Source organism: Qipengyuania nanhaisediminis, assembly GCF_045862805.1.
GTDB lineage: Bacteria > Pseudomonadota > Alphaproteobacteria > Sphingomonadales > Sphingomonadaceae > Erythrobacter > Erythrobacter nanhaisediminis_A.
Window position 1 is genome coordinate 2,296,270 of record NZ_AP025760.1, and the last position, 24,151, is coordinate 2,320,420.

The 24,151-nt window shown below is 63.9% G+C and carries 20 protein-coding genes; 9 read left to right on the top strand and 11 right to left on the bottom strand.

Annotated features, from left to right (window positions below; genetic code table 11):
* Positions 1-62: 62 nt before the first annotated feature.
* Positions 63-794 (top strand): ABC transporter ATP-binding protein, encoded by a 732-nt coding sequence (locus ACKTSM_RS11200; protein ID WP_407874732.1) that lies wholly within the window; start codon positions 63-65, stop codon positions 792-794.
* Entirely contained in the window at positions 791-3,337 is a 2,547-nt protein-coding gene (locus ACKTSM_RS11205; protein WP_407874733.1) for an ABC transporter permease, read from the top strand. The genes ACKTSM_RS11200 and ACKTSM_RS11205 overlap by 4 nt, the downstream gene beginning before the upstream one ends.
* A gap of 60 nt (positions 3,338-3,397) precedes the next feature.
* Here ACKTSM_RS11205 and ACKTSM_RS11210 read toward each other — a convergent pair whose 3' ends face one another.
* From ACKTSM_RS11210 to ACKTSM_RS11220, 3 genes are all read right to left on the bottom strand, one after another.
* Entirely contained in the window at positions 3,398-3,811 is a 414-nt protein-coding gene (locus ACKTSM_RS11210) for a DUF805 domain-containing protein (protein WP_407874734.1), read from the bottom strand.
* 48 nt (positions 3,812-3,859) lie between these two features.
* The gene (locus ACKTSM_RS11215) at positions 3,860-4,327 is read right to left on the bottom strand and encodes an RDD family protein (protein ID WP_407874735.1); all 468 of its coding nucleotides are present in this window, start codon (positions 4,325-4,327) and stop codon (positions 3,860-3,862) included.
* A gap of 180 nt (positions 4,328-4,507) precedes the next feature.
* A complete protein-coding gene (locus ACKTSM_RS11220) occupies positions 4,508-7,141 on the bottom strand; it encodes a TonB-dependent receptor (protein WP_407874736.1) in 2,634 nt (877 codons plus the stop codon).
* A 397-nt stretch (positions 7,142-7,538) separates the two neighbouring features.
* On the opposite strand from ACKTSM_RS11220, the gene typA reads away from it, so the two are divergent.
* Complete coding sequence (gene typA / locus ACKTSM_RS11225; protein WP_407874737.1) at positions 7,539-9,383, top strand: translational GTPase TypA; 1,845 nt, start codon at positions 7,539-7,541, stop codon at positions 9,381-9,383.
* Positions 9,384-9,423: 40 nt separating this feature from the next.
* Here the strand turns inward: typA and ACKTSM_RS11230 are convergent, their stop codons facing one another.
* Positions 9,424-11,061: a hypothetical protein gene (locus tag ACKTSM_RS11230; protein ID WP_407874738.1), complete on the bottom strand. Its 1,638-nt coding sequence runs from the start codon at positions 11,059-11,061 to the stop codon at positions 9,424-9,426.
* 475 nt (positions 11,062-11,536) lie between these two features.
* Here ACKTSM_RS11230 and ACKTSM_RS11235 point away from each other — a divergent pair, with 475 nt between their 5' ends.
* From ACKTSM_RS11235 to ACKTSM_RS11255, 5 genes are all read left to right on the top strand, one after another.
* Positions 11,537-12,205: a PilZ domain-containing protein gene (locus ACKTSM_RS11235; RefSeq protein WP_407874739.1), complete on the top strand. Its 669-nt coding sequence runs from the start codon at positions 11,537-11,539 to the stop codon at positions 12,203-12,205.
* Positions 12,202-12,345, top strand: coding sequence for a hypothetical protein (locus tag ACKTSM_RS11240; RefSeq protein WP_407874740.1), 144 nt, complete (start codon positions 12,202-12,204; stop codon positions 12,343-12,345). The genes ACKTSM_RS11235 and ACKTSM_RS11240 overlap by 4 nt, the downstream gene beginning before the upstream one ends.
* Before the next feature lie 121 nt (positions 12,346-12,466).
* Positions 12,467-13,948 (top strand): sodium/proline symporter PutP, encoded by a 1,482-nt coding sequence (gene putP / locus ACKTSM_RS11245; RefSeq protein WP_407874741.1) that lies wholly within the window; start codon positions 12,467-12,469, stop codon positions 13,946-13,948.
* A gap of 57 nt (positions 13,949-14,005) precedes the next feature.
* Complete coding sequence (locus tag ACKTSM_RS11250) at positions 14,006-14,389, top strand: VOC family protein (RefSeq protein WP_407874742.1); 384 nt, start codon at positions 14,006-14,008, stop codon at positions 14,387-14,389.
* Positions 14,390-14,673: 284 nt separating this feature from the next.
* Positions 14,674-15,252 carry an extensin family protein gene (locus tag ACKTSM_RS11255; protein WP_407874743.1) on the top strand — a complete coding sequence of 193 codons (579 nt, stop codon included), beginning with the start codon at positions 14,674-14,676 and terminating at the stop codon, positions 15,250-15,252.
* Positions 15,253-15,440: 188 nt separating this feature from the next.
* Here the strand turns inward: ACKTSM_RS11255 and ACKTSM_RS11260 are convergent, their stop codons facing one another.
* The 7 genes from ACKTSM_RS11260 to ACKTSM_RS11290 form a co-directional block, all read right to left on the bottom strand.
* On the bottom strand, positions 15,441-16,061 hold the full coding sequence (locus ACKTSM_RS11260; RefSeq protein WP_407874744.1) for a response regulator transcription factor: 621 nt from the start codon (positions 16,059-16,061) through the stop codon (positions 15,441-15,443).
* 207 nt (positions 16,062-16,268) lie between these two features.
* On the bottom strand, positions 16,269-17,012 hold the full coding sequence (locus tag ACKTSM_RS11265) for a peptidase (RefSeq protein ID WP_407874745.1): 744 nt from the start codon (positions 17,010-17,012) through the stop codon (positions 16,269-16,271).
* Positions 17,013-17,076: 64 nt separating this feature from the next.
* Positions 17,077-17,913: a transglutaminase domain-containing protein gene (locus ACKTSM_RS11270; protein ID WP_407874746.1), complete on the bottom strand. Its 837-nt coding sequence runs from the start codon at positions 17,911-17,913 to the stop codon at positions 17,077-17,079.
* Positions 17,910-18,854, bottom strand: a complete 945-nt coding sequence (locus tag ACKTSM_RS11275) for an alpha-E domain-containing protein (protein ID WP_407874747.1) — start codon at positions 18,852-18,854, stop codon at positions 17,910-17,912. The genes ACKTSM_RS11270 and ACKTSM_RS11275 overlap by 4 nt, the downstream gene beginning before the upstream one ends.
* A 16-nt stretch (positions 18,855-18,870) precedes the next feature.
* Positions 18,871-20,298 (bottom strand): circularly permuted type 2 ATP-grasp protein, encoded by a 1,428-nt coding sequence (locus ACKTSM_RS11280; RefSeq protein ID WP_407874748.1) that lies wholly within the window; start codon positions 20,296-20,298, stop codon positions 18,871-18,873.
* 65 nt (positions 20,299-20,363) lie between these two features.
* Complete coding sequence (locus tag ACKTSM_RS11285; RefSeq protein ID WP_407874749.1) at positions 20,364-21,140, bottom strand: esterase/lipase family protein; 777 nt, start codon at positions 21,138-21,140, stop codon at positions 20,364-20,366.
* A gap of 107 nt (positions 21,141-21,247) precedes the next feature.
* Positions 21,248-21,817 (bottom strand): DUF3617 domain-containing protein, encoded by a 570-nt coding sequence (locus tag ACKTSM_RS11290; protein ID WP_407874750.1) that lies wholly within the window; start codon positions 21,815-21,817, stop codon positions 21,248-21,250.
* A gap of 86 nt (positions 21,818-21,903) precedes the next feature.
* Between ACKTSM_RS11290 and uvrB the strand changes: the two genes are divergently transcribed.
* Positions 21,904-24,105 carry an excinuclease ABC subunit UvrB gene (gene uvrB / locus ACKTSM_RS11295; protein ID WP_407874751.1) on the top strand — a complete coding sequence of 734 codons (2,202 nt, stop codon included), beginning with the start codon at positions 21,904-21,906 and terminating at the stop codon, positions 24,103-24,105.
* Positions 24,106-24,151 lie beyond the last annotated feature (46 nt).

Below are 24,151 nucleotides of genomic sequence, written 5' to 3' on the forward strand. Positions count from 1 at the left end.
TCATCTGCGAAGCATCCTGTTTCGTACTTGTTTCCAGCCCTCCCCTAACGCATCTGGAACACGTGACAAACCACACCGCCCCATCTTCGCCCGGCGCCGCCATCCGCGCGCGCGACCTCACACTCACGCTCGGCACCCGCCAGGCGCCAGTCGAAATCCTGCGCGGGATCGATCTCGACATCGATGACGGCGAAGTGGTCGCGCTGCTCGGCCCTTCGGGTTCGGGCAAGAGCTCGCTCATGGCGGTGCTCTCGGGGCTCGAACGCGCGAGCGGCGGTTCGCTCAGCGTCGGCGGTGCGGATTTTTCCGCGCTCGACGAAGACGGGCTGGCAGCGGCGCGGCGCGGGCGGATCGGGATTGTGCTCCAGGCCTTTCACCTTCTGCCAACCATGACCGCCGCAGAAAATGTCGCGACCCCGATGGAGCTTGCAGGGAGCGATGATGCCACCCCGCGCGCACTCGCCGAGCTCGAAGCGGTCGGACTTGGCCATCGCACCGGCCATTACCCCACCCAGCTTTCGGGCGGCGAACAGCAGCGCGTCGCCATCGCCCGCGCAACCGCGCCGCGCCCCGCTATCATCTTCGCCGACGAACCGACCGGCAATCTCGATGCCGCGACTGGCGAGGAGATCATCGAATTGCTGTTCGCCCGCCGCGCCGAGACAGGGGCGACCTTGCTGATCATCACCCATGACGATGCGCTGGCTGCGCGCTGTGACAGGGTCCTCACCATGGCCGATGGACGGATCGTCTCGGACACCAGGGCGCAAGTCCCCGCGCAGGCTGCCGAGTGATCCGCGCCGGCAGCGAAAACGGGCTTGGCTGGGCAGCCGCCTGGCAGATCGCGCGGCGCGATCTCAACGCGCGGTTCAAGGGGCTGCGCCTGCTGCTGGTGTGCATCTTTCTCGGCACCGCCGCGCTCGCGGCGATCGGCACCCTGACCGCCGCGATCGAGCGCGAGCTCGAAAGCTCGGGCCAGGAACTGCTCGGCGGCGACCTCGAAGTCGAAATCTGGCAGCGTGACCTATCCGAAGAGGAACGCGCCGAGCTTGGCCGATACGGCACGCTTTCGGGCGGCTACCGGCTCCAGGCGATGGCGAGCAGCGCGAGCGCGGCCGCGCCGGTCGGGCTCAAGGCAGTCGATGCGCGCTGGCCGCTCTACGGGACCTTCACCCTCGCCAATGGCAGCGAGAGCGCCCCACCATTGGGCAACGAGGCCTATCTTGCGCAGGGCGCGCTCGACCGGCTCGATATCGCGGTGGGCGACAGCTTCGAGATCGGCACCATGACCCTGCGCGCCGCCGGGGTGATCGGAACCGAGCCGGACAAGCTGTCCGAAGGCTTCCAGCTCGGGCCAACGGTTCTCGTTGCGCGTGACGTGCCCGAGCGCGCGGGACTGATCCAGCCCGGCTCGCTTTATCAGTCGAAAACCCGGATCGCCTTCGATGACAGCGCGCAGGACCCGGAAACGGTCGAGGAAGCGCTGACGCAGGCATTTCCCGATGCCGGGTTCGATTTCCGCAGCCGCGACCGGGCATCGCCCGGCGCTGACCGGTTCGTTCAGCGCATGAGCGACTTTTTGACTCTGGTCGGGTTGGCCGCGCTGGTGATTGCGGGAATCGGGATCGCCGGCGGGGTATCGTCCTATCTTGACCAGCGTCGCCAGAGCATCGCGACCCTCAAGGTGCTCGGTGCATCATCGCGCGACATCGTGCGGATCTACGCGCTCCAGATCGCGGTGGCAGCGCTGGTCGGCAGCCTGGCGGGGCTCGCGGTGGGCGTGCTGGTGACCCCGCTCCTGGCAGGCGCGCTCGATGGCCTGCTCCCGGTCGATAGCGGTTTGGTGATCGAGCCCGCCCCGCTGCTGCTTGCCGGGTCCTATGGCGTTCTCGTCGCCTTTGCCTTTGCCGCAGCCCCGCTGCTGCGCGCACGGGGTTTCCCGGCGATGGCGCTGATGCGCAGCCGGATCGTTCCGATCGCGCGCGACCGGCGGGCTCTGATGGCGACCGGGATTGGCCTTGCGGCGATCTGCGCGCTGGCACTTGTCACCACCGCTCAGCCGCTGCTCACCGGCGGTTTCCTGCTCGGCGCAGCCGCTGCGCTCGCGGCTCTCGCGGCGCTCGGCCTGTTTCTGCAATGGGCAGCGCGCCGCGTCCCGCGCCCGTCCAACCCCCTGTTACGATCGGCGCTTGCCAATATCCATCGCCCCGGCGCCCCCACCGGCGCGCTGGTGACAGCTCTGGGCTTCGGGCTCGGCGCGTTTGTCCTGCTCGCCGCGATCCAGAGCGCGATCGATGGCAATATCGAGAGCCGCGTGCCGCAGGAAGCGCCCGATTATTTCGTGATCGACGTCCCCACCGAGGGCGAGGCGCGCTTTGCCGAGCTGGTCACCGGCGCTTTCCCGCAAGCCGAGACGCGCACCGTTGCCACCTTGCGCGGCGCGGTGCTCGCCTTCGGCCCCGAGGGTGCGATGCAGCAGACCGCCGATCTCGAGGAGATACCCGAGGGCGCGTGGGCCCTGCGCGGCGAGCGCGGCATCACCTATGCCGACGCCCCGCCGCCGGGAAGCCGCGTGGTCGAAGGCGAATGGTGGAGCGCGGACCATGACGGCGAGCCGCTGGTCTCGATCGACGCCGATTTCGCCGAGGCCGCAGGGCTTGAAGTGGGTGACATGATCACGATCGGCATCCTGGGCACCAAGCGCGATGCGCGGATCGCGAACCTGCGCGAAATCGACTGGGAGAGCATGGGCTTCAATTTCACCATGGTGTTCTCGCGCAATGCGATCGCCGATGCCCCGCACAAGCTGGCAGCGACGATCGACCTGCCCGACAATGCCGACACCCGGGCACGCGGCGAATTGCTGCGCGCGCTGGTGCGCGAATTCCCGTCGAGCTCGGTGATCGAGGTCGGCGACGTGCTGAAACAGGCGCGCACCATTCTCGAACAGGTCGGCCTTGCCACCTTTGCCGCCGCCGCCGTTGCGGTGCTGGCCGGACTTGCCGTGCTGATGGGAGCGATTGCGGCGGCGCGTGCTTCGCGCACCTATGACACCGTGGTGCTGCGGGTGATGGGAGCGAGCCGGAGACAGATTCTCGGGCTGCAGCTTGCCGAATACGGGCTGATCGCCGGAGCGCTGGCGCTGGTGGCGCTGGCGCTGGGATCGGCGCTCGGCTGGGCCATCATCACCCAATTGTTCGAATTCGACTGGCTGCCCGATTGGGGCGCGGTGCTCGCGGTGCTCGGCGTGGGGCTCGCCATCGTCATCGCCTTTGCGATCGGCGGGTCACTGCCGCTGTTGCGGGCCAAGCCAGCCCAGGCGCTGCGCGAATTGTAACCGAGCCCGAGGGCCGGTTGCGGACGCTGGCAAACAGCAAATAGCGCGCGCCGGGTCGTTTCAGGCCCGCACCAGGTGTTCCGCATCGCCGCCCTTGGGATCTGCGCCATAACGGTTGGGACCGTGATCGCCCTCGAAGGTCATCGCGACGAGCAGCGCGAGCGTCCCGAACGGGACGAGATTGAGGAGGCACCACCAGCCCGACCTGTCGAGGTCGTGCAGCCTGCGCACCATTAGCGCAACGAACGGAACGCTCAGCACGAGCGCGGCCGCGATCATCGCCGCAGCGCACAAGTCGGAGCCGAACCGGCCTGTCTCGCTATCGCCTGCGAAAGCCCGCAAGACCGAGAACGCCAGCAAAAGCGCGCCAAATAGCATGATCTGGAACAGCGCGAACATCCAGAATTCGGCGCGGCGCGAACGGCCGTCAAACTGCGCGAACCGCAGAAGCGGCACCAATATCCATCGCATCATTGTAGTGGCTATCCTGCGGCGCTGCCGAAGAGGCGCATCGATCCCATCTCAGTCAAAGACCGCGGTGTCGGCACCGCCTGTCCCCGGCTCACCCTTGATCACCAGCGTGCTCGCGATGAGGTCATGCAGACCCTGCTTGCGCTCGGTAAAGGCGACCATGACGAAGCCGATCAGCAGGATCGCTGCCGATACGAATTTCGCAAGGTAACGCCCCAGCGCACGGGCAAGGCTGATCCGCGCGCCGGCAGTGTCGGTGACGATCAGGCCGAGCGCCTTTTTGCCGATCGTTGCCTGCCAGGCCGAGCTTTCGAGAAGCGAGAAATACAGAAGCGCGATCACGATCCCGACGAGATTGTCGGTCATGCTCATCCCGCTGCCGGGATCGGTCAGATCGGGATTGGTCGGGATCGGGCCGAAGCCGAAGACCAGCGCGATAGCCGCCCCGATGAGCGCCAGCACGATCGCATCGATGATATAGGCCACAACGCGCAGCCAGAACCCGCCGTAATTGTTCATATTTCCTGTCCCCTTGTCCTACCCCTTGGAAGGCAAGACACCACAAAACGCTGCCGATATCAAACCGGTTTGCGCACGCCTGTGCAAATAGCGGGAGCGGGTTCGAAGGCGCATGAAAAAGGGGGCCCCGCCATCGCTGGCGGAGCCCCCCCTTTGTCTCCCTCGCGGGAGGTTCGTTCGTCAGAACTTGAAGCGCACGACACCGCCATAGGTGCGCGGCTGGTTGGGATATCCCGAGACCGTGCCGGCCTGTGCGACGCCGTCGAACACCGTGGTCACGTATTCGTCGTCGAACAGGTTGCGGCCCCAGACGCCGACTTCGAGCCCGTTGTTGAGAGCCAAAGTCATCGACCCGTTCACGAGATTGACCTCGCGCATGAAATTGTTGGGGCCAAAGGTGGGCAGACCATTGTTGATCCGCGTATTGCTCTCGTGGTTGTAGTCGAAACGCGTGATCAGGCGCGAACCGCTGTCGAATTCGTGCGTGTAGGTCGCCGAAGTCGCGATGGCGAAGCTCGGGATGCCCGCCGGGCGGGCCCCGGTGAGATCGCCCAGAACGCTGCCCGGGAAACTGTCGAACAGCGGATCGAGATGCGTCATCGCGAAGGTGAAGACCAGCCCGTCGGTCGGGTTGATCGTCGCATCCATTTCGAAACCGCGGACCGACTGCTTACCGGCATTGCGCAGGGCAAAGCCGGTGCCGGTGAAGGCGAAGCTCTGGAAGCCCTCGATCGACTGGTCGAACAGCGCAAGGTTGATGCCAAAGCCCTCCCACTGGCCCTTGATGCCGACTTCGTAGACCTCGGTTTCTTCCGGGCCTGCAAAGCGCGAGCCCGAAACGAGGTTCGGCACTGCGAGCCCGGCATTGATGATCGGCGAATCCGGCGCTGCAAAGGTCGATCCGCCCGGTCCTGCAAGGAAATCGGTATTCGACGGACGGCTGTCGCGCGACAGGTTGATCGAGCTCGCCTTGAAGCCGGTGGCGTAGCTTGCATAGACGTTCACCTCGGGCGTGACCTCGTAGGAGGCGCGCAGCAGGTAGGTGAACTTGTCATCATTGGTCACGCCCGGTTCGACCGCGTTCGGGAAGTTGAGGAACGGCGGCTGGAACTGGAACCCGGCAAGGCCGAGCAGCGGGTTCTGGGTCGGGTCGGTGGCAGCTGCGAGCAGACCTGCCTGGACCGCAGCCGGGAGCGCCTGGAACTGGTCACGCGTGGTGACAGTCGGCAGACCCGGATTTAGCGCTGTTGCCTGCGTGATGAAGGCGTCTACGAAATTGACCTGTGCGAGCGGGTCGAAGCTCTGCTGCGACAGCCCGAAGGTCTTTTCATCGTCGGTGTAGTTGCCGCCGACGGTGAAGACGAGACCGTCGACCGGCTCGAAATCAACCGTACCGAAAACCGACCACGCCGTGTTGTCCATGAAGAAGTCTTCGCTGGTCAGGAGCGGCGTGTTGAAGATCGATTCCTGCGGGAACCCAAAACTCTGCTCCAATCCGTTGAACAGGGTCGGCTGGCCGGTCAGCACCGCGACCGGGTCCTCGCCGGCGAGGATTTCGAAGAAGTTGCGGATCTGCGAGCCGTTCTGGATCGCGCTCTGCTGAGCGATCGATTCATCGAAGTAGAAACCGCCGAGCAGGAAGTTGATCGGGCCGTCGAAATCCGAGGTGAGCCGGACTTCCTGCGTGAAGGTCTCGACCTGCTGGGCGCGGGTCTCGGTGGCGATGTCCGCGCTGGTGAAGTCGATATCGGTGAGGAAGCTGTTCTCGAGCTCGCGATAGGAGGTGATCGAGGTGAAGGTCAGCGGGCCGGTGGAATAATCCATCTGGACCGAGCCGCCGTAATTCTTGACCTTGTTCTCGGGCACGAAGTTCAGGAACACCTCGCGGCCGAAGAAGTCGTTGGTGTCGGGCAGCTGGCCGCCGACAGCGACGATCCCGGCAGCGGTCGGACCGGCGACGATATTGCCGACCGTGCAGCACACCTCGTCGATTTCCGAATAATCCGCGATAGCGCGGATGCGGAAATCGGGTGTCGGCTCGATCAGCAACTGGCCGCGCACCGCGTAGCGGTTGCGATCGTTGATCTCTTCGTTGAGATTGACGATCGTGCCGTAGCCGTCGCGGGTGTTGTAGCTGCCGTCGATAGAGAAGGCGATGTTTTCGCTGATCGGGCCGGTGACATCACCCTTGACCGTGATCGCGTTGAAATTGCCGTAGGTCGCCTCGACGCTGCCGCCGAAGGTGAATTGCGGCTCGCGGGTGACGACCGAGATGACGCCGGCCGAGGCGTTCTTGCCGAACAGCGTCGATTGCGGGCCGTTCAGCACTTCGATGCGTTGCACGTTGGGCAGGTCGGACAGGGCGCCGGCCGAACGCGAACGGAATACGCCGTCGATGAAGACGCCGACCGAGGGTTCGATCCCGAAATTGTTGTCGCCATTGCCGAAGCCGCGAATGATGAAGGTCGAGGCCGATGCCGTCTGGAGCTGGCTGACGCGCAGCGACGGGGTCACCGTCTGGAGATCGAGGACGTCGCGGATCTGCGCCTGTTCGAGCGTTTCGCCGCTGGTGACGCTGACCGAAATCGGGGTTTCCTGAAGCGTCTGTTCGCGCTTGGAAGCAGTGACGATGATGACATTGGACGAATTCTCTGCCTCGGGCTCGAGAACCATCTGGTCAGCATCGTCGGAATCGACCTGGGTGCTGTTGTCCTGCGCGAAAGCCGCGCTGGGTGCGGTCACCGCGAATGCGGCAGCGCCAGCAAGCAGGGTGTAGCGGAACGACCCGGCCTGGCCGGAAAAGTTGGAACGCATGGAAATCCTCTCCTCAAATCCCCTCGGACGCCGCCGCGATTCCCGTTTCGCATCATGGATGCGCACGCGATCAGCTCCGATCACGGCGGGTGATAGGCCAGTGTTGCCGAAGCGACAAGCAGCGGACCCGTGGTTTTGCGCGGGTTCAGGCGTAATGTTGCAACACCGACACACCCGCTGGCTGGGCGATTCTTTCGCGCTCAGCTTTGCGCTTGCCGCCCTGCGCCTGCTGCGCTAGGCGCGCTGGCGAAGATGCCGCGGATTGTGCGCTGCAGCATCGCCCTGACGCGACCCGCTCTTTGCCGTAGCGTCAATCCCCGTGCTGCAGGGCAACATGCCCGGCCTCCCCGATCCGCCGGCCCATCCGGGCTCGCCCGCAAATTAGAGAATATTTCCCATGTCCAAGGCGCCTTCATCCCTGCGCAACGTCGCCATCATCGCTCACGTCGATCACGGGAAAACCACCCTGGTCGATCAGCTTTTCCGGCAGTCCGGCACGTTTCGCGAGAACCAGCGGGTCGAGGAACGCGCTATGGATTCGGGCGATCTCGAGAAAGAGCGCGGGATCACCATTCTTGCCAAGTGCACCAGCGTCGAATGGGAAGGCCCCGATGGCGAGGTGACCCGGATCAATATCGTCGACACCCCCGGTCACGCCGATTTCGGCGCCGAGGTCGAGCGCATCCTGTCGATGGTCGACGGGGTGATCCTGCTGGTCGACAGCGCCGAAGGCGCGATGCCGCAGACCAAGTTCGTTACCGGAAAGGCGCTCGCACTCGGCCTGCGCCCGATCGTCGTCGTCAACAAGATCGACCGACCCGACGGCCGCCCGCAGGAAGTGCTCGACGAGGTGTTCGACCTGTTCGCATCGCTCGACGCCGATGACGACCAGCTCGATTTCCCCTCGCTCTGGGCGAGCGGCCGCGACGGCTATGCCAGCGACGACGAAAGCGCACGCGAAGGCACGCTCGACCCGCTGTTCAAGCTGATCGTCGACCATGTGCCCGAGCCGGGCCTCGAGGTCGACGCGCCGTTCTCGTTCCTTGCAACGCTGCTTGACCGCGACAATTTCATGGGCCGCGTGCTCACCGGCCGGGTCCAGTCGGGCACGCTCAAGGTGAACGATCCGATCCACGCGATCGACCGCGACGGCAATGTCGTCGAAACCGGCCGCGCGACCAAGCTGCTCTCTTTCCGCGGGCTCGAACGCGTGCCGGTCGAAAGCGCCAAGGCAGGCGACATCATCGCGCTGGCGGGCCTTGAGAAGGCCACCGTCGCCAACACGATCTGCGATCCCTCGGTCACCACTCCGATCGAAGCCCAGCCGATCGATCCGCCCACGCTCGCCATGCGCTTTTCGGTCAATGACAGCCCGCTCGCCGGGCGCGAAGGCGACAAGGTGACCAGCCGCATGATCCGCGACCGTCTGATGCGCGAGGCGGAAACCAATGTCGCGATCCGCATCACCGAAAGCGATGACAAGGACAGTTTCGAGGTTGCAGGACGCGGCGAATTGCAGCTCGGCGTGCTGATCGAGACCATGCGCCGCGAGGGCTTCGAGCTCGGAATCAGCCGGCCCAAGGTGCTGTTCCGCGAGGAAGACGGCCAGCGCACGGAGCCGTATGAGACGGTCGTGATCGACGTCGATGACGAGCACTCGGGAACGGTCGTCGAGAAGATGCAGAAGCGCAAGGCCGACCTCACCGAGATGCGCCCCTCGGGCCAGGGCAAGACCCGCATCACCTTTTCGGCCCCTTCGCGCGGACTGATCGGCTATCACGGCGAATTCCTGTCCGACACGCGCGGGACCGGCATCATGAACCGCCTGTTCGAGAAATACGGCCCCTACAAGGGCCCGATCGAGGGCCGTAACAACGGCGTGCTGATCTCGAATGGCGATGGCGAGGCCAATGCCTATGCGCTCAACATGCTCGAAGAGCGCGGCGAATTGTTCATCGCCCCGCAGATGAAGCTGTATGAGGGCATGATCATCGGCGAAAACGCCAAGCCGGACGACCTCGAGGTCAACCCGATGAAGGCCAAGCAGCTGACCAATATCCGCTCGTCGGGCAAGGACGATTCGATCCGCCTCACCCCGCCGCGCCGGATGACGCTCGAACAGTCGATCGCCTATATCGACGATGACGAGATGGTCGAGGTGACGCCGCAATCGATCCGCCTGCGCAAGACGCTCCTGTGCCCGCACGAGCGCAAGAAGGCCAAGCGCAGCAAGGCGAACTGATCGGACTGTCCGCGCGCCAGTTGCGTGCAGTCCTGCCGGTTCAGCCGGTCAGCGTCTGCATGATCTGGTCGGTCGTCCTGCGGTTCCAGACAAACAGGAACACCATGTCCGAGATGCGCTCGGCATTGGAGCGGGCGATGCGTCTGTCCTCGAGCGCGCGCCGCAAGAGGTCGGAGGATTCCTCGATCGGACCCTCGGGATTGGCGATCATCGAACGCCGGGCGATCTGTTCGGCGGTTGCCCTGTCGCCCGATCCCAGGAGCGCGATAACCAGATACAGGTGAAGCAGCGGGTCGGGATTGGGGTTGTAGCGTGCGAGCGTCCTGATCCGGTTCGCCATGGCGGCATCGGCCTCCTCATCGCCCCGGCACGAGGCAGCATTGGCCTCCATACCGGCGACGAGCACGGGGTAGGAGCTGCCCCGTTCGAGAGCGCGGTTGACGTAATCGAGCGCCTGTTCGCAATTGCCTTCCGCAAGCTCGACCTTGGCGGCGATGAAATTGGCAAAGGCGTTGAAACGGTCGGCATCGAATGCGCGCCGCACATCGGCCCAGGCCTCGCCCGACTTGCTGATCGGCTCTCCGGCAACAACCCGCTCCTGGTAAGCGGAGAAGGCGCGCCTCGCATACCAGAACGAGCGGTAATCGCTTTGCGGGAACGCTTCGAGACAGGCATCGACCATCTGCGAAGTCTCGGCCCCGCTGCTGCGGCCGCTCTCGATCGTGAGGAAGCAGGTATAGGGTGAATTCATGGGGTCCGAGACCTCGGCAAGCTCGGTTTCCGCGATGGCCCCGATCGGCGAGGTAAGATAGACGAGCGATGCTTCGAGCTCGCTTGCGAAATCTTCCGGATTGTCGGGATCGAACACGATCTCGTTTGAATAGAGCACATCGCCTTCCCGTTCGGTGAAGACCAGGAACAGCGAACCCGACTCCATCAGCCCCATGCCGAAATTGAGCTTGAGCACGTAATCGGCCTCGGTCGGCTCGCGGCCGATCGCAAGCGGTTTGGAGACGAAGGAATTGCTCAACTGGATCTCGGCAATCTGCTTCGAGATGTCGAGCCCCCTTTGCGCCGCCGTGGTCGGGACCGAATCGAAACCGGTATCGATCAACAAGGCGGTGGTTGGCCGGGTGACCCTTGTATCCGGGCCAGTGGTGGCGATCTTCCACGTCCCGAATGCCAGCGCAGCGACGAATGCGAGCGCGGCCAGATACACCAGAACGCGGTTGGCCCCGGTGGGTAACGACAGCTCGCGCAGCGCATCCACGCGATCGCGCTCGGGCGCGGCTGATGCTGACCGATCGCCGCGGTCCGGCGCGTCATGATCCGCCTTGGCCAGCCCGAGCCGGTAGACGCCCGGATCGACCGTCAGCCGCAATCCGTGAGCTGGCTGGTTGCGGGCATAGTAATTGTCGAGATTGCGCCGCAGGCGCGAAATCTGGACGCGCGGATAGCTGTCGGTCTCGATATCGTAATCGGAGCTCTTGCCCAGGCCATCGACTGCGATTTCATACTGGGAGGGAGGAGCGCCCCCTTCCAGCGCCTTTTTCAGCAGGAATTGCAGCAGGCGGCTCTGGATCGGGGCGCGCCGAAAAACAACGTCTGCAAGGACGCGATCGACCTCGCCTTTCACTTCGGTCGCATAATCGGCCAGATTCTCGGTCGCTGCGGACATGAAGCCCCCTTTAATGCGCGTTAACCATGCCCTAACAGAGGGTTAACGGATTGACACATGATTTGATCCGGTCTGCCTGGCTCCCGAACGAAAAGTCGCGGAATTGCGTGCGTGTTACAGCGTTACAGTAACCCGCGTAACTGCATAATAACTGTAGGGTTGGTGGTGCACGCTGTTTCATTCACGGTATGAAACTGTTTTCCCTCAATGGTTTGGCTAGTTTGCAAATCGTCGGTTGGTTCCGGCGTTGCACAAGCCCACTCCACGTTTTCTCATTGTCGTGGAGGTCGCTCACAAACGGTCTAATGCGTGTTTGACCAATTGCATCGCCGGCTCGCTGACAAAGGACGCTCCTCGAACCTGGTTCGAATTGGTCCTCGACCCATGATCGAGGAGCGTCCCTAGCAATCCTTACGGATGCCTCTGATCGCGAGAACAAGAGATCAAGCGTCCGTCCATTTGGAGGTCGCGGATCATGTCAGTCACCACTTCGCAGACGGTCGTTCAGGATCATCGCCCGGCAATGCCGCTGGATATGCCGATGAATGAGGCGATGAATGACAGGCGGGCCGCGATCCGTCATCGCACCATGTTCCGCCCGTGCTGTGTCATCGCACCGCAGCGGGTCTCGCTTGGCCTGATCCGCAACTATTCCGCAAACGGCGCCTGCATCGAGATCGATGCCGGCTTCGACCTCGCGGTGGGCGATCGCATCCAATATTTCTGGGAAGCCAGGAACTGCATTTCCGCCGAGGTCGTCTGGCGCGACGGGCGATCGGTCGGGGTCGAGCATGTCGCCGACATCCGCGACGAGGACGACCAGTTTCCCGTGCGCTCGGTACGGGTGCCGTGCAAGTCAGAAGCAATCTGCTGGATCAACGGCGAGGTTCACACCGCGGTGGTCGAGAACATCTCGCTTGGCGGCATCCGCCTTCGCGGCCTGCCCGACACTCCCGCTGGCACCTTGTTCACCGTGACGCTTTGCGGGATGGAATTCGCCTCTGTCGCGGTCCGCTGGTCCGCAGGCGGCGCCACCGGCGCGCGATTCTCCCAGAGGCTCTGCCGGGAAGATCTCGCCGCTCTGCTGCTCGACGAACGCTTCGGCATAACGGGAATCGGCTTTGACAAGGAGATGGCATCGTGACCAGCCTTTCGCTCAACTTCGCCTCGCCTTCAAACAACAAGCCGCGCTGGACGCTCAGCGAGATCGTCGGCTTCGCGCGCTTCTTCTTTCGCAGCGGTGACGAACGGCTCGATATCCTGCTCGGCGTTCGCGAACTCTGATCGCACCCCTTCCCTGACGCGCGAGGCGGGCAAGGGGGTGCAACCGGCGCCTGGGGCGCAAAGCCCCTCCCCTTTGCACAGGTAGCCATGGGCGCGTTCAAATGTTACGTCCCTGCGCAACATGAACACAGCCACTCTCGCATCGCTCGCCGCCTATTTCATCGCCATGATCGCCATCGGGCTTTACGCCTGGCGCAAGTCGACGGCCGATAGCGAGGGATATCTGCTCGCCGGTCGCAATCTCCCGCCTTCGGTCGCGGCGCTTTCGGCGGGCGCATCGGACATGTCGGGCTGGCTGCTGCTTGGATTGCCGGGTGCTCTTTACCTTGCCGGGTTGAGCGCGGCCTGGATCGGGATCGGGCTGTTTGCAGGCGCTGTCGTCAACTGGATCGTGGTCGCCCCGCGACTACGCGCGCAGACCGAACAATACGGCAATGCGCTCACCATTCCGCAATTTCTCGCCAACCGTTTCCCCGATCAGGGGACCAATTTGCGCGTGATCAGTGCGGTGGTGATCGTCGTCTTCTTCACCGTTTACACCGCGGCAGGTCTCGTCGGCGGGGGCAAGCTGTTCGAAACCGCTTTCGCCGGGATGCTGCCGGGAACGGGCCTGAGCGATTACATGCTCGGCATCCTGATCACCGCCGGGATCGTCCTCGCCTACACCATGGTTGGCGGCTTTCTCGCGGTCAGCCTCACCGATTTTGTCCAGGGCATCATCATGATGCTCGCGCTCGTCATCATGCCGCTGGTGGTGATGTTCGGCGATGGCGGTGCCGCTGGCGCCTCGCTGGCCGAAGTCCCGGTCGAGGGGTTCCTGAGCCTGACCGAAGGGTTGACCCTGCTCGGCTTCATCAGCGCGGTGACCTGGGGCCTGGGCTATTTCGGCCAGCCGCATATCATCGTGCGCTTCATGGCGATCGACACGGTCGAAAAGGTCGCGCGCGCGCGCACCTACGGCCTTTCCTGGATGGCGGTATCACTGGTCGGTGCGGTCGCGATGGGGCTCGCGGGGCGCGCCTATGCCACCCGCAACGGTTTGGTGGTCGATGACCCGGAGACGATCTTCATCATCCTTGCCGAGATGCTGTTTCACCCGCTCGTGACCGGTTTCCTTTTCGCTGCCCTGCTGGCCGCGATCATGAGCACGATCTCATCGCAACTGCTGGTCTCCTCGAGTTCGCTGACCGAGGATTTCTACCGACTCTTCGTGCGCCGCCAGGCCAGCGAACGCGAGGCAGTCAATATCGGGCGCGTGTTCGTGGCGGTCGTGGCGATTGCCGCGATCGTCATCGCCAGCGATCCTGACAGCCAGGTGCTCGGCCTCGTGGCCAATGCCTGGGCCGGGTTCGGCGCTGCATTTGGTCCGCTGATCCTGCTCGCGCTGACCTGGCGCGGCATGACCGGCGCGGGCGCGGTCGCGGGACTGGTCACGGGCGCGCTGGTGGCAGGCATCTGGATCGCCCTGGGGCTCAATGCCGATTTCCACCGCGGCGAAGGGCTCTACGAGATCGTCCCCGGCTTCATCGCGGCATGGATCGCGATCGTCGTGGTCAGCAAGGCCACCGCCGGAAACGCAGTGGGCGAAGCAACCGCGCAGTAACCCTTTCGCCCGGCGCTGCCTTCGGGCATGGTGCGGGCCTTGAAGGGGAGAGCGAACATGGCCGACAATCCGCGCATCACCGGACTGGGGGGCGTGTTCTATGTCGCCGCCGATCCCGAAGCGACCCGGGCCTGGTATCGCGACAAGCTCGGCATTGACGGCGAATACGGTCCGCAGCTGGCATGGTCCGACGAACCCAAGCCCAACCCCTATTCACTGATCAGCCATTTCAAGAACGACGAATACATCCAGCCCGGCAAGGGCGGTTTCATGATCAACCTCAGGGTCAACGATCTCGATGGCTTTGTCGAACTGCTCAAGTCGCGCGATGTCGACGTGCTCGACAGCGTCGATGAAGGTTATGGCAAGTTTGCCTGGGTGCTCGATCCCAACGGGGTGAAGATCGAATTGTGGGAACAGGTCGCCGAAGACGCGCCGTGACCCGGAAGCTCGACTAGGTTCGGCATTGCGATCAGCACGCTCCGCCAGACCCCGGTGACCCGGCCCCGGCGCTTTTCGTTGGGTCGACGTTAACCAATTTCGCGTAACGCTGCCTAGGTATGAAACACGGGCTCATTACGCGTTTTGTCGCAGGTGGCTGCGCAGTTCTCGCGCTGGCCGGATGCGGTTCCCTGGTGCCGGCTGGCAGCGGGCCGGCCGAGACCAGCCGCGCTGAACGGAGCGCGCAAGTCGGGGCGCCTACGCGCGCTGAGCCGCGGCGGATCGTGACCACGCCGCAAGGCCTTGGATCGCGTCCCGAAGATGCCGCCTGTCTGACTGACCTTTCCCAATCCGGCGTGCGCTTTCAGGCGCTTCCGGACAGCTATGCCGCGCCTGGCTGCAACCGGCTCGGCACGGTGCAGATTTCCGCACTTTCGGGCGATTTGTCCCAGTTCGGCGTTTCGAATATCGGGCCGGTGCAATGCCGGGTCGCTAGCGCGTTCGGCAATTGGGCCCGGTTCGGTGTCGATCGCGCGGCGCGCCAGATCCTTGGCAGCCCGCTCGCGCGGATCGAGACCATGGGCAGCTATGCCTGCCGCAACATCGCCGGTTCGAACAAGCGATCGGCGCATGCCAGCGCGGAGGCGATCGACGTGTCGGGTTTCGTGCTCGAAGACGGGCGGCGGATCACGCTTTCGGGCGACTGGCATTCCGGAAGCGCTGCCGAGCGCGAGTTCCTGCGGGTGGTCCATGCCAGCGCCTGCAAGAGGTTCGGCACTGTGCTCGGCCCCGAATACAACCGCGCTCATGCCGACCATTTCCACCTCGAAGGGTCTGCCGCGAAGCGGTCCTTCTGCCGCTAGAGGCGCACAGCGGTCGCGATTGCCAGGCCATCCGTCAGCGCCGTCACGCACCCAGCATGGGCAGACCTCCGGCACGGACAAGCGAACGGCCCCGGCACCGCAGGGAGGCGCCGGGGCCGCAGGGGCATCGAGGATGGTACGCCTGAGCGAGAGCCGATCGGTCGGGTCGGCCGCCGGACCCGGTCGCACTACACCTCGATTTTTGGTTCCAGTTTCGCTTCGAGCTTGAGCCGCACCGCTTCGGCGGCATGGCGTGCGCCGAGCTTGTGCATCATGTTGGCGCGATGAATTTCGACCGTGCGCGGGCTGATATCGAGTTCGCGCGCAATCACCTTGTTGCTGCTGCCTTCGGCCAGCCATTCGAGCACTTCGCGTTCGCGGGCCGAAAGGCTCGAAATCCTGTCGCGCGCCTCGATCATGCGGCGGCGTGCGGCGCCGAACACTTCGGCTTCCTTCGCGATGCGTGTCAGGCACCGTTCGAACCGGTCGGTGTCGAGCGGAAGCGAGAGGTAATCGAGCGCGCCGGCCTTGATCGCTTCGACGATGCGTCCCGGTCGCGGATCGGTATCGATCGCGATCAGCGGCAACCATATGCCAAGCCGGCTCAACCGTTCGAGAATTATCGCAACGCCCCCTTCGTGCGGGGTGTCGCGGGCGATGATGATCCCGTCGCGCGGTGGGTGAACGGACAATTCCGACAGGTCGCCATACACCTCGGAATGGTGGCCGAGTGTGAAGCCGATCCTGGCCAGTTCAGCGCGGTGGCGGCTGTTGGAATCGATGAAGTGGAGCGGGGCTTTGCGTGACATGCCTAGGGTGGTGCCCCTATGCGATGCACGTTTCACGCCGGACCTAACCCGATCCGGAGCGATCTTTGGGTCATAAAGGGTTTAATGCGGTGAATCCTAAGGCGAATTCACCTCCAGATTGAACGATTCAAATGTCCCGCGGGACATGTAAATCGCTATTAGCCTGTCCGCTTTATCGCCATTCGCCCAGAATCGCGCCAGAATCGCTCAGCCCGACTCGAAGCTGTAGCCGGGCAGCGAATGGAATGCCGATTTGAGCGCCTCCCCCCAATTGGTGGAAATCTGGGCGAAATAGGCATCGTCATGGGTGACGCGGTGCTGGTGGATGGGTGCGAATTCATCCTTCCCGATTACCATCAGGTCGAGCGGGAGCCCGACAGACAGGTTCGCCTTCAGAGTGGAATCGAACGAGACCATCACCAGCTTGACCGCATCCTCGAGGCTCATTTCACGGTCATAGCCGCGGATCAGGATCGGGCGACCATACTTGGTCTCGCCGATCTGGAAGAACGGGGTGTCCCAGCTGGCCTCGATGAAATTGCCTTCGGGATAGATCATGAACAATCGCGGCTCCATCCCGGCGATCTGGCCCGCGACGATTATCGAGGCGGTGAAACGCCCCTTGCCGCGCGCGCCATTGGCTTCCTGCCGTTCGGCAATCGTGGTGCGCAGCAGCTTGCCGATCTCGCTGACGACGCTGAACATGGTCGGGCCGTTGAGCAAGGTGGTCTCGCGCTCGCCGGGATGCTTGGTGCGCTCCTCGAGCTTGCTGATTACGGCCTGCGTGGTGGCAAGATTGCCCGCGGTCATCACCGCGATCATCCGTTCGCCCGGCACCTGCCAGTGGAACATCTTGCGGAACACCGAAATATTGTCGACGCCCGAATTGGTGCGCGTGTCGCTCATCAGGACAAGTCCCTTTTCGAGCACCATGCCAACGCAATAGGTCATCTGTTCTTCTCCATGAATGGTCTGTGCCGCGCTGCCGAACGCCCGGCGCGCGGCGGATCTGACATTACTGGGCCTGCTGGTCGGTCTGCTGTTCGACCGCGACATCGACGCTCAGCGCCTGTTCGTTGGTGCCGAAGCTGATGCCCGTCACAGGGGCGGCATCGCGGTAATCGCGCCCCGTCGCCACCCGGACATAGCGCGGATCAGGGCTGATCCCGTTCGAGATATCGAACCCGACCCAGCCCAGCCCCTCGATATGCGCCTCGGCCCAGGCATGGGTGGCCTCCTGCTCGATCCGGTCGTTCATCATCAGGTATCCGCTGACATAGCGCGCGGGAATTTCGGCCTTGCGAGCCGCGCCGATGAAGATGTGCGCGTGATCCTGGCACACGCCTTTCGCCGCGATCACGGCCTCTTCGGCGGTGGTGGTGACCTTGGTCGCGCCGGTTCGATATTCGACCCGATCGCGGATCGTGGCGGACAGCGCGTGAAGGAAATCGAGGCGCTCCTCGACCGGCGGCGGCGAAGCGAAGCCGGGCACGTCGCGCAACAGGCTGGTGAGCTTGCGGCCCGGACGGGTCAGAGGGGTCTGGCCGAGAAAGCTCCACAAGGGCAGGTGCCCAGCATGCTGGCCTATGACCCCGGCATTGTCCTCGGTCTGGACCTCTCCCTCGCAGGTCACGGTGACCTCGCTCACCCCCGGCTCGACCGCGACAAGGGTGACGGTGTTGAAGTTCTGGTCGTCATATTCGAGCTCGGCATGCGCATTGTCGTATTTCATCGACCACGAGAGGATCTTCTGCCCCTGGGTGGCTTTCGGCGTCAGGCGCAGCCGCTGGAGCGCGTGGACGACCGGCTCCTTGAACGAATACCGGGTGGTGTGACGGATCGCCAATTTCATGACAGGAACCTGTAATCTTCGCCGATTGCATGAGCGATCGCGCTGTTTCGGGCCATGAAATCAATCAGGAAGCTGTGCAGGCCCTGGTCGAAGATCTCATCGACCGTGAGGTCGGCAATATGCATGTCGGCATCACGCATCAGCGCGTTGGAGGTGCCTTCGGTGCCGTGGCAGCGGGCCAGCGCGGCGAGATTGTCGCGCAGTGCGCTGCGGCAGAAGGCAAGGCTGCGCGGAAAGCGATCGTCGAGCACGAGGAATTCGACGATCGAACGCGCGTCGATCTTGCCGGCATTGAGCCAGCTGAAAGCGGTGCTGCCGGCAACAGAGCGCAGGACCTGGTCCCACTGGCCGCTATCGATGCTCGACCCGACGTGGGAAAGCGACGGCAGCAGCAGGTAATATTTCATGTCGAGGATGCGCGCAGTGCTTTCGCCGCGTTCGACGAAAGTGCCGGCGCGCGCGAAGTGATAGGCCTCGTTGCGCATCATCGAGCCGTCTATCGCCCCGTGAACCTGGGTGCCGGTGCGGCGCAACCGGGTGACCACCTCGCCGAGGCCCGACTGGCTGACCGGTCGGCTGAGAAGCTTGTCGAGAGTCATCCAGTTGCTGTTGACCGCCTCCCACACCTCGCTCGAAATGCTGGTGCGTGCGGTGCGGGCATTGTTGCGGACCTTTGCGAAGACCGACCGCACATTGGCCGGGTTGGCCTCGTCGCGCAGGACGAAATTCCACACCGACGGCCCGTCATAATTGTCATAGGCGCTTTCGAAGGCAGACTTGAGGCCCAGCGTCGAGATCACCGAGCGCCATTCCTCCTTCGCGCTCTCGACGTCGCGGGTAAGCGCCATGCGCAACCCCGCATCGAGCAGGCGCGCCGTGTTCTCTCCGCGTTCGAGATAGCGGAACATCCAGAACAATCCGTTGGCTGTCCGGCCTAGCATGATTGCACCTCGCCCATCAGTCCTTGAGCACCCAGGTATCCTTGGTCCCGCCGCCCTGCGAGGAATTGACAACCAGCGATCCCTTCTTGAGCGCAACCCGGGTCAAGCCGCCCGGCGTGATATCGACGCCCTCGGGCGAAACCAGCACGAAGGGCCGCAAGTCGACATGGCGGGGCGCAAGCCCGCTCTTGGCAAAGACCGGACAGGTCGAGAGGGCGAGCGTGGGCTGTGCGATGTAGTTTTCGGGCCTGGCCTCGAGCTTGGCCCGAAATTCGCGCAGTTCCTTCCGGCTCGCCGCGGGGCCGATCAGCATGCCGTAACCGCCCGATCCGTGCACCTCCTTGACCACCATTTCCGACAGGTTTTCGAGCACGTGGGCAAGGCTGTCCGGATCGCTGCAGCGCCAGGTCTCGACATTGGGCAGCAAGGGTTTTTCGCCGGTGTAGAATTCGACGATCTCGGGCATGAAGGAATAGATCGCCTTGTCGTCCGATACCCCGGTGCCCGGCGCATTGGCGATGGTGATGCCGCCGCTGCGATAGACATCCATGATACCCGGCACGCCGAGCAGGCTGTCGGGTTCGAAGGTGAGCGGGTCGAGATAATCGTCATCGACCCTGCGATAGAGCACGTCGACCGGCTGGTAGCCCTTGGTGCAGCGCATCTGCACCCGGCCATCGACCACGCGCAGATCGCTGCCTTCGACCAGTTCCGCGCCCATCTGGTCGGCGAGGAAGGCGTGTTCGAAATAAGCCGAATTGTAGATGCCGGGCGTGAGCACCGCGACATTGGGGGTGCCTTCGCATTTCTCGGGCGCGCATGCGGCAAGGCTGCGCGCGAGGCGGCGCGGATAGTTCGAGACCGGTTCGACCGCGACCGCGCTGAACAGGTCGGGGAACATCGCCATCATCGTCTCGCGGTTCTCGAGCATGTAGGAGACCCCCGATGGCGTGCGGGCATTGTCTTCGAGCACATACCATTCATCGGGACCGGTGCGCACCAGGTCGATGCCCACGATATGGGTGTAGATGCCGCCGGGCGGGTCCATTCCCACCATGTTCGGCAGCCACGCATCGTTGTTGCGCAGCAGGCGTTCGGGCAAGCGCCCGGCGCGGATGATCTCCTGCCGGTGGTAGAGATCGTAGAGAAAGGCGTTGAGCGCGCGGACGCGCTGTTCGATCCCGCGGGTCAGTCGGCGCCATTCGCCCGCCGTGATAACCCGCGGCACCATGTCGAACGGAATCAGCCGCTCTTCGGCCTCTTCCTCGCCATAGACGTTGAAGGTGATGCCGGTGCGCCGGAAACTCTCGTCGGCCTCGGCATTCTTGCGCTTGAGCAGCACCGGGTCCTGCTGGTCGAACCACCGGCAGTAATCCTCGTATGCCGGGCGCGTGGCACCCGAGGCATCGTGCATCTCGTCAAAATTGGCCTGACTGTCCCCCATCGAACCCTTGCGCTTATCCTTGTCATTCGGCGCGCCCCTTGGCGCTCCCTCGCTAAGAGAAAGGTTCAGTCGCGCTCAAGTTCCTGAAGAATGGCCGCGATGGCCTGGGGAGAATAGGAAAAGCCCATATGCGTGCAGCGCAGCGCGATCGCGCGGTCGCGTTCTCCGGGAAAGCCGGCGGCGCTGCGCGGCGCGATCAGCCCGTCGAGCGGGCTCCACAAGGCCACCGTCTCGACCGGCGGCTTGGCCGCGATATCGGCCTCGATCGGCGGCTCGGTGACCCGGTGTCCGGCGATGAACTGGTAGATCCGCCAGGCATTGTTGGCGCGCGGGCTGCCGGAAAACGGCGATCCCATGGTGATCACCTTGGCGATGCAGTCCGGCCGGCGTCTCGCCAGTTCGCGCGCGAACAGCCCGCCTAGACTCCAGCCGAGCAGCACGATCGGCCGGTCATAGCGCGCGCACAATTCGTCGAGCCGGTCTTCGAGCCGGTCTATCGTCGAAGCGCTCGCACCCCAATTGCAGCCCAGCCCCCAGCGCTTGGCCTTGTGACCGGCCCGCTCGATCTGGCGCGCGAGGTAGCGCATGCGTTCGGGATGCGCACCGAAGCCGGGAAGGACAAGCACCACTGACGGGTTGGCGGATGGCGCGACGTCGAGCCTGCGGAACGGGCGAAGCAAAGGCTCGACAAGATATTCAAGCTCGCCCAGCACGCGGCGCCACCTTGGCCGTGTCACTTCAGGTTCGGGATCGGGTTCGCTCGCCAATTGCAGGCGCCGCGCGAGGTCGAATTGCTCGAACGCGGGTAGAGAGGGAAGCGAAAAGGGCGCGCGGCTGGCCATGGCTGTCTGCGGGAAACTCCTTGCCCAATGCAATGAGCGCCGCCCGCGTCCGGTTCCCCGCTATTAGCCGCGCGCTCGAGGTCCTGCCGCTTTGCCCGCGCGCGCGTTCAGCCTTCGCAGTCGCCGATGCGCTCCTGCACGAAGTTCATTTCCATCCGCCCTTCGCCAAGCGGGCCGAAAGTTCCCTGGCTGACCATGGTCACGTCCGAGCGGGTGGGCGAGACATCGCCGTTCATGGAGATGCGCATTTCGCCGACCTGCGGGTCGGAGCACGTCATCGCCATGTCCATCGTGCCGCTGTCGATCGTCATCTTGTTGACGGTGCAATTGTCGGCCCCCTGCCCTTCCTGCATCGCCTCGCCAAAACCCTCATCGGCCATTTCGGGCGTCATGCAGAAGGTCCTCGTGCTGCTCATCTGGTTGCCGATCATTTCCATCATTTCGGGCGGCGCCCCGGCGATGTCGGCTTCGATGAAATTGACCGTGGCGCGGTATTCGCCGGGAAGCGGCTTGACCTGGTCGCTCATCGCATCGGAGGCAGCGGCCATTTCCTCGCGCGAGACTTCGCCATCGCCGTCGCTATCGGCATCGATGGCCCCGTCGGAGCAGGCTCCCAGGGCCAGGGACAGGGCACAAAGGCCCGCGAAACCGGCCGCAGCCGCCAGCGAATGGGTCATCTTGGCATCTCCTCAAACAAGGCCTGCAAGGCTAAAGCGCGCTCGGGTGCTTCACAAGCCGCAAACGGCGTACCATATCTGTTCGCATGGACGACCAAGGCTTGATCATCCGCCGCGGGCTTGCCGAGCCCGAGACCGGCGAGGAATTCACCCCGCACCGCCCGGTCCGCCCGGACAAGGCGATGCCGGGCAAGAAATTCAAGCTGGTCTCCGATTACGAACCGGCAGGCGACCAGCCGACCGCGATCAAGGAACTGGTCGAGGGCGCTCGCGAGGGCGACAAGACGCAGACGCTGCTTGGCGTCACCGGCTCGGGCAAGACCTTCACCATGGCCAAGGTGATCGAGACTTTGCAGCGCCCGGCGCTGATCCTTGCGCCCAACAAGATCCTCGCAGCGCAGCTCTATGGCGAGTTCAAGAGCTTCTTTCCCGAAAACGCGGTCGAGTATTTCGTCTCCTATTACGACTATTACCAGCCCGAAGCCTACGTCCCGCGCTCCGACACCTATATCGAGAAGGAATCGAGCGTGAACGAGGCGATCGACCGGATGCGCCACTCGGCCACCCGCGCCTTGCTCGAACGCGACGACGTCATCATCGTCGCCTCGGTCTCGTGCCTTTACGGCATCGGCTCGGTCGAGACCTATTCGGCGATGGTGTTCGACATCAAGAAGGATACCAGCGTCGACCAGCGCGAACTGATCCGCAAGCTCGTGGCGCTGCAATACAAGCGCAACGATGCCGCCTTCGCGCGCGGCAATTTCCGGGTGCGCGGCGACAATCTCGAACTGTTTCCGAGCCACCTCGAGGACACCGCCTGGCGGATCAGTTTCTTCGGTGACGAGATCGAGGAAATCAGCGAATTCGATCCGCTTACCGGCAAGAAGGGGGCGAGCCTCGACAAGGTGCGCGTCTTCGCCAATTCGCACTACGTGACGCCCGGTCCGACAATGAAACAGGCGACCGCCGCGATCAAGCACGAGCTCGAACACCGGCTCCGGGAACTCGAGGAAGAAGGCAAGCTGCTCGAACGCCAGCGGCTCGAACAGCGCACCAATTTCGACCTGGAAATGATCGCGGCCACCGGTTCATGCGCGGGGATCGAGAATTACTCGCGCTTCCTGACCGGCCGCCTTCCCGGCGAGCCGCCGCCAACCCTGTTCGAATATCTACCCGAAAACGCGCTGCTGTTCGTCGATGAAAGCCACCAGACGGTGCCGCAGATCGGCGCGATGGCGCGCGGTGACCACCGCCGCAAGATCACGCTCGCCGAATACGGCTTTCGCCTGCCCTCGTGCATCGACAACCGCCCGCTTCGCTTCAACGAATGGGACGCGATGCGTCCGCAGACATTCTGCGTCTCGGCAACGCCGGGTTCGTGGGAGATGGAGCAGACCGGCGGCGTCTTCGCCGAACAGGTCATCCGGCCCACCGGGCTGATCGATCCGCCGGTCGAAATCCGCCCTGTCGAGGACCAGGTGCAGGACTGCATCGAGGAGTGCAAGAAGACCGCGAAGGCCGGCTATCGCACTCTGGTCACCACTCTCACCAAGCGCATGGCCGAAGACCTCACCGAGTTCATGCACGAGGCGGGTGTCAAGGTCCGCTACATGCACTCGGATGTCGAGACGCTGGAACGCATCGAGCTTATCCGCGACCTGCGCATGGGGGTCTATGACGTGCTCGTGGGCATCAACCTGCTGCGCGAAGGGCTCGACATCCCCGAATGCGGGCTGGTGTGCATCCTCGATGCCGACAAGGAAGGCTTCCTGCGCTCGGAGACTTCGCTGGTGCAGACCATCGGCCGCGCGGCGCGCAATGTCGATGGCCGGGTCATCCTCTATGCCGACCGGATGACCGGGAGCATGGAGCGCGCGATTGCCGAAACCGATCGCCGCCGCGCCAAGCAGCAGGCTTATAACGAGGAACACGGAATCACGCCGACGACGATCAAGCGGCAAATCGCCGACATCGTCGCTCATACCGCGAGCCAGGACGGGGTCACCGTCGATATTGGCGACGATGCGCACAACAACCTCGTCGGCCACAATCTGCGCGCCTATATCGAGGACCTCGAAAAACGCATGCGCGAGGCGGCGGCCAATCTCGAATTCGAGGAAGCGGGCCGGTTGCGCGACGAGATCCGCAAGCTCGAGAACGACGAGCTCGGCCTGCCAGAAGGCGAGCACAAGGCACCGCGCGTGGGCCGTTCGGATGCCGGCCGCCCCGGCACCCGCAAGACCCGCTATGGCAAGACCCGCTACAAGCGCATGGGCGGCAAGCCCTGACCCCCCCAAGCCGGCGGCCTGCGCGATTTCGGTCGAATTTCGGGTG